The 12,400-nt window shown below is 37.6% G+C and carries 20 protein-coding genes and 1 pseudogene; 4 read left to right on the forward strand and 17 right to left on the reverse strand.

All coding sequences use genetic code 11. The features are described from left to right. Positions 1-2 precede the first annotated feature (2 nt). Both FDF36_RS06215 and FDF36_RS06220 read left to right on the forward strand, forming a co-directional pair. Entirely contained in the window at positions 3-191 is a 189-nt protein-coding gene (locus tag FDF36_RS06215; protein ID WP_220390738.1) for a hypothetical protein, read from the forward strand. 79 nt (positions 192-270) lie between these two features. Beyond that, positions 271-843 carry an NUMOD4 domain-containing protein gene (locus FDF36_RS06220; protein WP_259281379.1) on the forward strand — a complete coding sequence of 191 codons (573 nt, stop codon included), beginning with the start codon at positions 271-273 and terminating at the stop codon, positions 841-843. Between the two features lie 2 nt (positions 844-845). Here the strand turns inward: FDF36_RS06220 and FDF36_RS06225 are convergent, their stop codons facing one another. The 12 genes and pseudogenes from FDF36_RS06225 to FDF36_RS06280 form a co-directional block, all read right to left on the reverse strand. Then, a complete protein-coding gene (locus FDF36_RS06225) occupies positions 846-2,345 on the reverse strand; it encodes a phage portal protein (protein WP_220390739.1) in 1,500 nt (499 codons plus the stop codon). 11 nt (positions 2,346-2,356) lie between these two features. Beyond that, on the reverse strand, positions 2,357-3,625 hold the full coding sequence (locus tag FDF36_RS06230; RefSeq protein WP_220390740.1) for a PBSX family phage terminase large subunit: 1,269 nt from the start codon (positions 3,623-3,625) through the stop codon (positions 2,357-2,359). Further along, entirely contained in the window at positions 3,622-4,023 is a 402-nt protein-coding gene (locus FDF36_RS06235; RefSeq protein WP_220390741.1) for a hypothetical protein, read from the reverse strand. The genes FDF36_RS06230 and FDF36_RS06235 overlap by 4 nt, the downstream gene beginning before the upstream one ends. 42 nt (positions 4,024-4,065) lie before the next feature. After that, a complete protein-coding gene (locus tag FDF36_RS06240; protein WP_146352798.1) occupies positions 4,066-4,782 on the reverse strand; it encodes a ParB N-terminal domain-containing protein in 717 nt (238 codons plus the stop codon). After that, a complete protein-coding gene (locus tag FDF36_RS06245) occupies positions 4,760-5,449 on the reverse strand; it encodes a phosphoadenosine phosphosulfate reductase domain-containing protein (protein WP_146352800.1) in 690 nt (229 codons plus the stop codon). Before FDF36_RS06245 ends, FDF36_RS06240 begins: the two co-directional genes overlap by 23 nt. Positions 5,450-5,654: 205 nt before the next feature. Then, entirely contained in the window at positions 5,655-6,107 is a 453-nt protein-coding gene (locus tag FDF36_RS06250; RefSeq protein WP_005789430.1) for a hypothetical protein, read from the reverse strand. A 112-nt stretch (positions 6,108-6,219) separates the two neighbouring features. Then, a pseudogene (locus FDF36_RS06255) lies at positions 6,220-6,427 on the reverse strand (DUF3873 family protein). A gap of 9 nt (positions 6,428-6,436) precedes the next feature. Beyond that, complete coding sequence (locus FDF36_RS06260) at positions 6,437-6,778, reverse strand: DUF551 domain-containing protein (protein ID WP_220390743.1); 342 nt, start codon at positions 6,776-6,778, stop codon at positions 6,437-6,439. 234 nt (positions 6,779-7,012) lie between these two features. Further along, positions 7,013-7,225 (reverse strand): hypothetical protein, encoded by a 213-nt coding sequence (locus tag FDF36_RS06265; RefSeq protein ID WP_192972875.1) that lies wholly within the window; start codon positions 7,223-7,225, stop codon positions 7,013-7,015. Positions 7,226-7,267: 42 nt separating this feature from the next. Beyond that, positions 7,268-7,456, reverse strand: a complete 189-nt coding sequence (locus tag FDF36_RS06270; RefSeq protein WP_220390897.1) for a hypothetical protein — start codon at positions 7,454-7,456, stop codon at positions 7,268-7,270. A gap of 12 nt (positions 7,457-7,468) precedes the next feature. Then, positions 7,469-7,651, reverse strand: coding sequence for a hypothetical protein (locus FDF36_RS06275; RefSeq protein WP_009292891.1), 183 nt, complete (start codon positions 7,649-7,651; stop codon positions 7,469-7,471). 30 nt (positions 7,652-7,681) lie between these two features. Next, a complete protein-coding gene (locus FDF36_RS06280) occupies positions 7,682-7,843 on the reverse strand; it encodes a hypothetical protein (RefSeq protein ID WP_009292892.1) in 162 nt (53 codons plus the stop codon). Between the two features lie 147 nt (positions 7,844-7,990). Between FDF36_RS06280 and FDF36_RS06285 the strand changes: the two genes are divergently transcribed. Next, positions 7,991-8,230: a hypothetical protein gene (locus FDF36_RS06285; RefSeq protein WP_220390744.1), complete on the forward strand. Its 240-nt coding sequence runs from the start codon at positions 7,991-7,993 to the stop codon at positions 8,228-8,230. Between the two features lie 3 nt (positions 8,231-8,233). Further along, complete coding sequence (locus FDF36_RS06290) at positions 8,234-8,980, forward strand: abortive infection system antitoxin AbiGi family protein (RefSeq protein WP_220390745.1); 747 nt, start codon at positions 8,234-8,236, stop codon at positions 8,978-8,980. Between the two features lie 31 nt (positions 8,981-9,011). Here FDF36_RS06290 and FDF36_RS06295 read toward each other — a convergent pair whose 3' ends face one another. The 5 genes from FDF36_RS06295 to FDF36_RS06315 form a co-directional block, all read right to left on the reverse strand. Then, a complete protein-coding gene (locus FDF36_RS06295) occupies positions 9,012-9,449 on the reverse strand; it encodes a hypothetical protein (protein WP_220390746.1) in 438 nt (145 codons plus the stop codon). 289 nt (positions 9,450-9,738) lie between these two features. Continuing rightward, positions 9,739-10,698, reverse strand: a complete 960-nt coding sequence (locus tag FDF36_RS06300; RefSeq protein ID WP_220390747.1) for a phage integrase SAM-like domain-containing protein — start codon at positions 10,696-10,698, stop codon at positions 9,739-9,741. Positions 10,699-10,994: 296 nt separating this feature from the next. Beyond that, entirely contained in the window at positions 10,995-11,261 is a 267-nt protein-coding gene (locus tag FDF36_RS06305; RefSeq protein WP_220390748.1) for a hypothetical protein, read from the reverse strand. 204 nt (positions 11,262-11,465) lie between these two features. Beyond that, the gene (locus tag FDF36_RS06310) at positions 11,466-11,642 is read right to left on the reverse strand and encodes a hypothetical protein (RefSeq protein ID WP_005811065.1); all 177 of its coding nucleotides are present in this window, start codon (positions 11,640-11,642) and stop codon (positions 11,466-11,468) included. 12 nt (positions 11,643-11,654) lie between these two features. After that, entirely contained in the window at positions 11,655-12,395 is a 741-nt protein-coding gene (locus FDF36_RS06315; protein ID WP_220390749.1) for a DNA cytosine methyltransferase, read from the reverse strand. Positions 12,396-12,400 lie beyond the last annotated feature (5 nt).

Here is a 12,400-nt window from a genome sequence, read left to right on the forward strand (position 1 = left end):
CTATGACACTAATAGCTGAAAATCAAGAGGTAAAAGTCTACCAGCATAATACGGTAGGTGGTCAGATTAACGTATATCAGTTCAGAAATGGCGAATTGACTTTCGGTGCTGAAAAGGTATCGGTTCTGAATAGATTTGAGAGAACTCAAGTCTATAAGAGAATTTGCAAGGTGCTTACCTACAACAATTAATCTACACGATTATCAAAAGGCAGTCTTCGCACGACTTTAGGGGCTGCCTTTAATTTATTAACTTTAAAAAGAAATAATTATGGACGAAATTTGGAAAGACATTGAAGGGTATGAAGGTTTATACCAAGTGTCAAATTTAGGTAGGGTAAAATTTTTAGAGAGAAAGGTTGCCAGTGGATATGGTGCGTTTAGAGTTATTAGGGAACACTTTGTAACTCCAAGACTTAAACGTGGGTATCATCGTATCAGACTGTGTAAAGATGGTAGTAAACGCTTTTTCTTCGTTCATAGACTTGTTGCCGATGCGTTCATCCCAAACCCGGAAAACAAACCTACCATAAATCATAAAGACGGTATTCGCAACAATAATCTTATTACTAATTTAGAGTGGGCTACATTCCACGAACAGATAGTACATAGTTATAAAGTGTTGCACAGAAAAAAGAGCATGGCACATCTTGGCAAATTCGGTAAGTACCATAACCGTTCTAAGGCTGTATGGCAAATTATAAACGGTGAGGTAATAGCTGAATTTGGCAGTATAAGAGAAGCAACGAGGGTAACTAATATAAGCAGTTCAAGAATTGGTAGATGTTGTAGGGGCATACAGAGCGAAGCAGGTGGTTATCAATGGAAATTCAAAGAGGAGTGATTTCACTCCCCTTTCTTTATAGCTTGTTTCTGCATTTCAGCTTTTCTCTTTTCTTCTTGCTCCTCTTTTATCTCAGCGAGTTCCTCTTCGATGCGGTCTTGATTGCCAGCGAACATCACACCATGTCGTTGCGACCACACACCACCCGATACAGCTTTCACCGCAACGCTAACTTTATCATCAATATTGTTTAGAGTGTAAGGCACTATATCGGTATCTATATCAATAGTTTCAGATGCTTTGTTAAATTCGGATGGATTTATGGCACCTAAAGCAGAAACAAGAAAATTGATTCTTCTCTGCAAAAACTCACCAATAACCTCTGCATGATTTTGAACTTGCAAATGAGTGGAAAGAAAAGCATAATCAAAAGCTACTCCTGACAAAGCATTTCCCGAACCACTTAATTTTTCAAAGCTGATTTGTGGCGTGTTGGTCATAGAATACGCTTTCTCAAAGAGGGTTTCTACCTCAAATTTAACCGTATCATTAGCCTGGTCCCAAGTCAGATACCGCGCACCGGCACCTTCTCCTTCCAATTTTACCGTTCTATCTTTTGTTTTGCCAGTGAATCCGATTACCTCGCCAATCAATTCCAAAATGGGGAAGAAATGGTAGTCGATGCAATCTGCATAATTAGAAAGCAGCTTCTCCAGTCGAACACGGAAAGTCTTTATCTTCTTACAATACTGTTCAGGACGATAAGCATAGATAACCGGTAGTTTGGGGAATCCATGAGCGAAAACGGTCCTTTCCTCGTACCCTTTAGATAAATCCCACTGATAAACCATCTTGTCTGTAATAGTCATAAAGCAGGTAATTTCCGAATCGTCCATGAGCTTTTTCTTATACTCACGGGAGAAAGCAATCATCTTACCTTCATCGTTGAAGAACGGAAAGAGCTTATCACCTCTGAATGGCGACCACAACACACTTTTCAGTTTCTTGGTGGGTTTTACTTTTCCTCCGAAGGTAGTCTTAACTTTCTTCCAAAACTTAGCCCAAAACGAATCATCATCGGTCGCATACCAATACTCGGCAACTTCCTGTTCGGATAACCAGGAACGAACAATCTTCTTGTTCTGATACTTGATTTTGTTGGACTTAAATACAGCTTTGACCGCATCCAAGAGTCTCTTTTCGTCATCATCCGCAGGAGTACAGTCTATAGACGGCTCAGTGCCTACTGTAAAAGCCGTTTGAATGTTTACGATGTCCTGCTCCAAGGGAATAGAGATACGGTTTACCGGTTCGGTTCTGTACTGTGCTTCGGTTTCATAGGCATTACCTGTCTTCTCATCGAAAACTTTCTCCGCTTCCTTTTCAAGAACCTTCCTGTCCGGGTACTTCTCTTTATCCACCATGATTTCATGGCGTTCCGGATTCCAATCATCCCACAACTTGCAGCGGTCGGGAAGCTCAGTTTTCCTACCTTTCTTCAGGTAGCTTATCTTCTGCCCAATATCGGGCAATACTAATATTTCTTCTAAACTCAATGGCATAGCTTATATTTTTAGTGTGTGAATATTCCAGTTAAATCTTTCGGCTTCTGAATCTTTCCCAGAAGCTCACCCAAAACATAATAACGGGCAGCATCTATCCCGTGGTTATCATGGTCTTCGGATTCATTGATATACTTTCCATCCTTGTCCTTCGCCCACACATACTTTCGGAACTCGCTTTGCAAGTTATACGAATGCTTGGTTATGTATATCTCCATGTCCTGCATCTTATCGATGCCGGCATTGATAGAGCCTGCTCCTTTTTCCACCGCATATATCTTAATACCTCCGTTATGTATTTCTTGAATCAAACGAGGGTCTGCGCTATCGGCAATAACCTTCAATCCCCACGGTCGAAGCGTTTTGATAATGTCAGAAGAAAGAAGTCCGGTCCGGTAATCTACTTCGTCCAAATACAGAGCGTTACCTACAATACCGCACCGAATAGAAGCGGACGGGTCGTGTGTGTAGCCAAAATCTTGCCCGATAGCCACCTTCTTAGCCCAAGCCGGGAATTCATCAACAATTCCCCACTTCTTGAATACAGCACCTTCCGCAACGTCAGCCCACCGGCCAATAACTACATGAGCATACTTTTCGGGGTTATTTATCTTCATATCCTCCACTTCTTTCAGGAACTCCGGGGAAAGATTCTCCAAGTTATCCAGATAGGTAGTATGAATGTGAAGTACATTCGGATGCGTGGAAATCTGAACCTGTACACCGTCAATCTCTACCTGCTTGTGGGTATTCTCGATGTACTTTTTGTAAATGAAGTGATTGGAATCACAAGGATTCATTATGATGATAATCCGGTTCTGAATCCCTTTCTTACGGATGGAGAGCATTATTTTATCGAACTCTTCTTCATTTGTCCATTCCTCCGCTTCATCACAAACAAAGGTAGTAATACCCTGAATGGATTTCAGCTTTGCCGTCTGATTCCCTGAAGAAGTCTTGATACCCCGAAACATGATACGGCTCTTAGTCATTTTGTTGACTATATCTGTCTTGGTGGTCTTGAAATACTTGGTCGTTCCGTCAAGGTCTATCTTTTCCATCATTTCCGGAATGATAGACATACCGGCAGAAACCATCGTGTAGCGGGTGTAGAGAATCTGATGTACAATCTTCTCTACCGGGGTCATTTCAAAGGTCAGCCGTTCTATGAAGGTGGAAGCATTGAAAGATTTTCCGCTACCACGTCCACCGGTGATAAGGATGATGAATTTCTCCGTATCTGTGTATAACGGATGATATATTTCTTGGGGTACTATCATTTCAACTTGTCTTTAATCCATGAATCAATACTGATACCGTGGTCTATGTCGGTTGGAATGTCGGCATCTTCAGATTCTTCTCCAAAGCCTTCGTTTCTTCCTAATGTAGAAAGGATATAACGAATCATATTCCCGTCTGGACGTTCACGCCAACCTACGAAATTCCCATTTTCATCTTTTTCAGGAATACCTAAAGCAAGTATACGAGCGGAAACTAAACATTCATCAACCAAAGAACCACGTTCATCAGATATTGCATCTTTAAACCCTGTATCTTCCTTTGCCCACTGGTATATGGTTTTCCGAGCCACCTTAAATGTAGCGGCTACTTTAGTCAGATTTCCTCCAGATTTACGAACTATCTTCCTAAACTCTTCTATATCGGGTTTCTTTGCCATATCCTTGCGCACGGGCGCGTGCGCGTGTACTTGTTACTTTCGTTACTTAATCAATCTCAAAACATCTTCCCCTTTGACAAACTTATCATCTGTACTAATGCCAAGTAAGTCGCAAAAGTCATCTTTAGCTTCATGGGAAGAAAAAGATAATGTTATAAAGGCTTCTTCGTTCTGTTGCCTTTCTATTGCGGATTCTTTTACCTGCTGTTTGATGAATTTCATGTGTTCTTTTTTAGCTTCGTATGTCTTTTCATCCATTACAGGAGTTTCTATTTCATCGAACGATGATACAGGAGATAATAAATCATCCAAAGAATCTGAGAAAGAAGGAATAGCTGTATTTATAGAAAGGATATCGTTGAGCTCCCCAATATCCAATCCAACATCCGTATAATCTATATCAGAGATATAGCCAGCTATAAGGTCTATATCCGGCTTCGTGTTTCCTACCGCCATGTATGTAAGCTGTTCCTTTTCTGCTTTATCGTCTAAATTCACGACTTCAACCTTTACGTCATAATCAGTGCCTGGAGTACCATTATACTTGTAATGCAAATCCATTGCCTTTATTCTACGATGACCGTCTATTAGATTTCCTGATTTTTCATTCCATACAATACCACCGAGAAAACCAATTTTCTGCAAATTTTTCTTTTGCAGCTTCACCTTTTCATCCGAATGTCTTTTAGGATTAATCGGATTAAGGTTTATTTGGGAGCGTTTTATGACCCTTGTCTCACTTTGCTTTAGCTCTTTCATAATCGTATTCAAATAGTTTTCGTTCTACCAACGGATATTCGTTTATAACTCTTCCTAAATCTTTTGGGAAATTGTTACGAAGGAATAACAAGTAATTAATATCGGTAATATCTGTTCCGGATGATTGATGTTTTAAATCGTACGACTCCGGCTTTATTAAATTTTTCCGGCTGATATATTCTAATACATCCTTATTCTTGTACTCGGATAATGGATAACACTTCTTTTGCTCCTCATTAATTCCATTCATGTCGTATGTACGTAGCATCAAACGCCTATTCATTGAATCAGACTGCTTGAACCCGAAGAAAGCCCATTCAATATTATATTTCTCCCGTACTATATCGGTAAGTTGAGCCATATTGTACAGTTTCTGCTTCTCGTTCTTAACACAGCCTAAGTAACCAATACGCCTAAATGAATAAACAGAAAAATGTGGTATCTGAATGTATTTCACATTCAGGTATTTGTTGCAGGTATAGTTGATATATCGATTAATGTGAGATAAGTCTTTGACAACATACATATAAACACATACAATTTCTTTGAAATAGGGTGATATAAGGTCTAAAAGGGCTATACTGTCCTTACCCGATGCCGAGTGAAACAATATAACCCTGTCAGTCTTTTTTGCGACAGCTTTAATTATATCTATCGCTTTCTTCATTAGACAACTCTACCTCCTATACGGCGGTTAATTCTCGCTCTTTGAGCGGCATTTCTACCGGTAGATTGAAAACGACCTGCTTCATAATCTTTTCGACTTCGGTATTTTCTACCACTCGCATCAGTAGCATAAACTTCTGGCATAATCCCTTTTTTTAGTTAAACAATCTTTTTACCTACAAATGGAGCCACCTAAGCGGCTCGTATTATTTCAATCCCGAATGGCTGATAATTTCACAAATATGCAAATAATAGAATAATGGCAACTCTTTAGGCGGGTTCTTTTTAAACGCTTCTAATTGTTTGTCGAAATCGTGAAAATCAAATTCGTCGTGCATGAATTTTATGCCTTCTTCTGTTATTTCGCCTATACCAATTTCATCAATGGCGACATCAAGTATCCATGGTGCACCAGTACTATAAAAATGAATAGCTTCTATATCAGTCCTCAAAATAGGTTGACATTCTTGCTCGCGTCCAGCTTTTCTCAATTCCTCATTTTCGTCAACTTGCGCAAAGTCCGTGAACATCTTCTCATATTTGGCACTAAGCATACGTGTTTCTATGCTCTTTTTGCCATTTAAAATATCTAAAGCGTTTTCTTTTGTCATTATGAGCGAATACGCTTCTATCTCTTGACCATTATAATTAATCTTCATATCACTATATCGTTATAAAATTTATACTATAAAAGATAGTACCTCAAAGATACTACCACAACCAAAGATAACGAAATATCTTCAAATTCTATCTGTGACAATCGGTTTTAAGTCACAGAATCTTTTTCAACCAGATATCTCTTTTCTCTCTGCACACCTCTTAAAGTTGATGCACAACAAGAAAACAATTCACCACTTTCAGCACGGTAGTCATACTGATACATTTTAACTCTCTTACCTCTCAACTTAGTAGTGTAGGTACAATAGTTCTCACTACCGGCAGCGCATACGCTGCAACCATTTTTGTTTATTGAGTTCATGGTCATTAATTACTTAGGTTCTACAATCGACATCCAGTGGGTAATACTGTCATCAGTAACATATCCGTTTATTACAAACCATTTACTTTTGCAATATCCTTTTTTCTTGCGAAGCCAACCGATAGCATAGTGTTTAACAGAATCAACATCATAAAGAAGCACTTCTTGTTCTGGTTCTGGCAATCTATCTTTAACGCTTATCCACGGATTCTTAGGGTGAGCGTCTGCCCATGTAACACCAGAAGCAAACATGTTATACATATCGGTTTCATCAAAGCCTTCTAAACCAGATAAACCGTCTATTGCAGCATTGGCTGCAAGTTCTATTTCTTGCCCTCTATTCATAATCATTCAGTTCTATAAGTTTTACCACCAAATTTCTCATCACCGTCTACCAGTATGTGATAACTGATATATGGCTTGTTCTCATTATCATTATGCTCTTTGCATTTGATTCTTGCTTCTTCGATTGTATCACATTTACACATGGTGTATTCGGGATAACCATCGAAGTATCTTACAACTCTATATACCTTACTCATAATCATTTATATTGCGGTAGCCCGAAGGCTACCCGGTTAAACCTTAATTAATTCTTTCTAATCTTTTAAAAAAACTCAAAGGTCTGCCATCATATATACCGCAATCATTTTCAACGAAACCACTAATTGCAATATTGTTGGCTACCATTCTGTATTCTGCTACAATTTCACCGTCATATCTTTCATACGTCCTTAATATTGTATATACAATCTCGATGCGACCGGGTAAAACTACTTCTTTATATTTTTCATTCATCGTAGTGTGTGTTATGCAGGGCTTTCACCCTGCCGATTAAACTTATGCTATATTTAATCTCTTTCCTCTCATTGCATTCAGTTCTGCTGCCATTTTATTTGCTGCTGCTTCTGTCACTTCTAAAGATGCCATGCTATTATCATATCCATCTATTACCAGATAATAGCCTCTTAACTTCTTTACATAGAACTCATTTGATTTATGCTTTTTCATATAACTCGTTACTTTCATAATCGTATGTATTTAAGCATTAATACCAATTGCTTTTCTCATAAAGTCGCTTGCTTGCTCTACTGACATATTCAGCTTCTTTCGAATCAGGATAAGCATACAGCTTACTTGTTCTTCTGTATCTAAGTTACCTTGTACAAACTCTGACATGATGAACTTTTCTATTGTTCTTTGCTTAATCACTGATGCTGCCATAATCGTATATTTTTTAATTGTTATTCAAACTTATGCTTCTCTATACCCCCTTGCATTCAACCAAGCTATTGCACCTTTGAGAGTTTTGAATCTTTTGCTACTTTCTACTGCCGTACAGGCTGAATAATTCTTCTCGTCATGAATGAACAATGCACCTTCATTCTCACCTTTTTTATAACTAATGATATTCATATCTTCTATTATCTAATTGTTATTATTTCTTGTTTGACGACGCAAATATAGTACAATACGTAACAAATAATACCATTTGCATGGTTAACAAATTATAAATATATTATTTTACGTAACATATACTAATTATATAAGTATATTTGCATTATGGAAAAGGGAGATAAAAGAAGAGTTATACACGTAGAAATGAAAGCAACCGGTAAGCATAGATACTTTGCTTCACCTGCTGCCATATATGATGTATTCTCAAGCCAAGAACTCGGAATAGCCCGGCAGTCACTTCTAAATTACTGGCAAAAGACGGAAGAGCCTTACGAAAATACTTTTTGTATAATCAGAAAGGGAGAGTTGGAACGAAAAAAGAAAATACTAATTGAAAAAGAATAGAATATGAGTACACTTAGTGCTAATACTTTGTTCCATTTTACAAGAAACAAAGAAAATCTCATCAGTATTTTAAAAAGTAATTTTCGCCCATGTTATTGTTCAGAAAAGAACTATCTTGTGAGAAGAACGTGGAAAGTCCCAATAGTATGTTTTTGTGACATACCATTATCTCAAGTGGAAGAACATACCTCATGGTATGGAGAGTATGCTATTGGAATGACTAAAGAATGGGCCATCAAAAACAATGTAAACCCTGTGATGTACATTAATGAAAAAGTAAAATTGATTAATACGATAAAAAGCAATTTTGACTTTTTAATCGAACAGAAAAGCTGCAATACAACAGCCAATAATGATATACAATCAATTATCAACAAGATGCTATATCAACACGCTTATATCAAACCATATCAAGGTATGCAGTTCGATAAGAAACAAGAGGCAAACATTAACAAACGATATTATGATGAAAGAGAATGGAGATACGTTGCAATAAATAAGGATAAATCATTATTTGAATTTGCAACAGCTTTTTTCTCTGGACAACGTGAAGCATTAAATGATTCTATAAAAGAGTATGGATTAAATTTTGAACCTAAAGATATTAATTACATAATCGTATCCAAAGAATATGAAATATTAGAAATAAAAAGAAAAGTAGAAGACATAAAAGGTAATTTTTCTCGAGATGATGTCGAATTACTAACAACTCGTATCATTTCAATGGAACGTATTAGAGAAGACTTTTAAATAAAAAAGCCGGAGCACTAAACTCCGGCTTTCAATTGATTAGCCCTTTGAATCTTAACCGATTAATAATCTCGGTATAAAGATAGTCTATATCTACACGATAATCCTTATAATTGTTATAGTAAAACATGACATCAACGCAAAGGTTAGAAATTCCTGTCGGAGCTTTAAAGCCCAATATACCGGCAAGTATATCACGAATCCCCTTTGCAATCTTACCACCAGCCAATGTACTGGGGGAATAAAGAAACAGAATAATGAAAATGAATTTCTGGCGGAAGCTGGCACCGGCCCTTCTTTCGGGTAATCCGCAATTCCCCACAACCTCACAGTACCATTTGTATATTACAGGAATAATATTAAGATCCGATAAAATAGGTTTGATCAGTTCTTGCTCTCTCTCCGAGAGTCTTGATTTCTGCTCTCTGATAGATTTAAGCTCCGATATTGCTGAAAATTCTCTCACCATAACACGATTATTTTAAAAGTAAATAGTATATTTGCATCATAATCGTGTAAGAGAGGAAGAATCTTGATTGGTCGTGCGGTCTGATTCTTCCTCTTCTATTTTAAAGACTTATCTCTTTCCTGAATAATCCTGTTTCTTTCATCAATATTCCTCCCCCAGATTGCAGCTGAGTAAAGTGCTCTAGAATACAAAAAGAGTTCCTTACTTGACGAAAGGAACTCAACTTTCAAAGCAGACTTTATTGAGTCTGTCAATAAATCATTGTCTATCATAATTATTGAATAAATTTTTATTTTCTGAAAAACATATCTCCACTGATCGCTCGTGCGGTATCATCACTCGTCAATCGTATATACCGGAAAAAGTTTTGCTCTGACCGGTGTCCGGTGAGTTTCATAATCTCCAGTGTTTTCATCCGGCCAGTGAGATACATGTTAGTGGCGGCCGATCTTCTGGCGGTGTGACTACTAATTAACTCCCATTTCTCCCGTGTGACGGTTACAAGTCTACCACCCTGGGTATAAGAATAGGTAACTTCATCTGTTAGACCGACTTCTTTCATTATGATTTTCAAATACTTATTAAAATACTGAATACACAATCCCCTAGGGACAACTCCATTATACTTAGCGAATATCTCCTTAACATAGTCATGCGCCGGCACCTTGACATCTACATTAGTCTTCTTTGTACGCTTGACTATGAAGCCTTTTTGTAGATTGCTTTCTGTCAAAGTAGAGTAATCCGAATACCTCAGAGCGGTCAGGCAACCTATAACAAACAGATCCCTAATTCGCTCTTTAGCCTTTCTTCTATCCTGTTTGACGAACTTGTAGTAGTATATCCTCGTTATCTCATTCATTGAAAGGAACACGGCATTTGTTGGCTCCTCTCTTAGATTAATCTCGTCGTAAGTAACATCTACTGCATAGTTATACTGCGATGCCCGGCGAACGAGAGATTGTATTTTCTGAATATATCCTACTATAGTATTATGACGGAGACCTTGGTCCTCTAAATAGATAATGAAATCATCAAGAAACTCAGATGTAACCGAATTGGTAAATATGTCACAGTCAAACTCTTCAGAGAAAGATTCTATGTGCTTTATAATCGCATCATAAACGGCTGCATAGTGTTCAGACTTTCGTCTGCTTCTCTTTTCAAGAACTTCCCGGATGAAATCAACGAAGAAGATTCCTTCAAGTGGTCTCTCCTGCCGGAAGTGATTTATATAGTCCTTCCTCACTTGGCGGGGCTGGACCGGTTGTGATAATTGTAATGCTTTGATCGTATCATTTAAAAGGTTATTAACTAATTACTTCCTTATGGGGCTATTTTTTAATTAAAATCAAGCCCAATATTTTCCGAAACGATTGCATTTAATCATTTCATCTAATTTCAACTGTTTCCTACGGAACTTATTTATTGCTCGTTTATTTGATTGTCTTCTGCTGGAACTGCAATGCTTCTTATCCATTCGACATTGGTAACAATGACATATCCCAATGCCTGTATATGACTCCTTCATGTCTGTACTTGTTATTAGCTATTCATTGTTTTCCATTTCATTGCCACTTTCTGCATTTCATCAAGTATCCCTTCTGAAAATGCGTGCCAATCTTCTTTATAAGTTTTAGTACAAAACAGTGGAACCGGGGAATCATTCAAATAAAAATCAATCCATGAATACCCCTTTACGCTATCATAATTGCTTCTTCTATATCTAAGTATAGGACGAAGTTCTCCTGATAGATAAGATTTTTTGTCCTTATCCAAAGCTTCTATTAGTAGTTCTTTCCTTTTATTCATTGTCGTTTCTTATACAATCCTCGTACGCCCTTATAGATTTATCACCCGTTTCAATAATATACGTAATAACAGTTTCATTATTATTGCCCCAAATTTGAAAACTCTTAATACTTCCATGATAATAGCCTACATCCTCTTTGAAGAACTTTACTTTATCACCTACATTAAACTTTGTATTTATATTCATATCTTAATTGTTATTAATCAATCTGCATCATATTCTACATCAATTATTTCTTCGGACTGATAAGCCACTGGCAATGTCATATCTTTCCGTAACATCCGCCACATATAGGTAATAGCGGTTTCCTCATCATCGGCATATACTTCCCGTATTCCGGAGTATGAACCGTAATAATATCTTATAGTGTATTTATTCATTTCTGATTTGTTTTACGCTAATTGTTTATCAAATCCTTTAATACATTCAAATAGGTATTTTGCAACGCAAGGATTAACAGCATTTCCTATCGAGCCGACTCTGTGTGTCCAATTGGGAAACCCATCATCATTTCTAACAATGCTATGCGCTGGGATTTCAAGAATCCTTTTTGCGCAAGTATATCCGATACTCGTATCTGATGTCCACTCTTTAAATATCGAGTTAAAGCGTCCATCGTTGCAAATGTCGCCTTGTAATCCGATTTTGTCGGAGTAGGCAATAAGGTAAAGTCTTTCCCTTTTGTGCGGGTATCCAAAAGCGTAGTTTGATATACATTGCCATTCCGCATTAAACCCGATTTTGGAAAGATCGCATAAGACTTGCTCAAGACCGGAAATAGTGAGAGCTGGCGAATTTTCAATGATGACGTATTTAGGTCTAACTTCCCGTACAATTCGATACATTTCGCTCCATAACCCGGAACGCTTCCCTTTAATACCTTCACGCTTTCCGGCAACGCTGATGTCTTGACACGGAAATCCTCCACTAATGATGTCCACATATCGGAGACCGGTTGTTTTTGTAATATCAGTGAATCTTTCTGCATAAGGAAATTTGGTTTTTAATATTTCACCTTGAAATTTTTCTATCTCACAATTCCACAAAGTATCAATTCCGGCCATCTCAGCACCTAATTCAAAGCCACCGATCCCACTAAATAGAGAACCGTGCGTTAGTTCACTTTGCTTCATTTCTA

The organism is Bacteroides fragilis (genome assembly GCF_019583405.1).
Lineage (GTDB): Bacteria > Bacteroidota > Bacteroidia > Bacteroidales > Bacteroidaceae > Bacteroides > Bacteroides fragilis_B.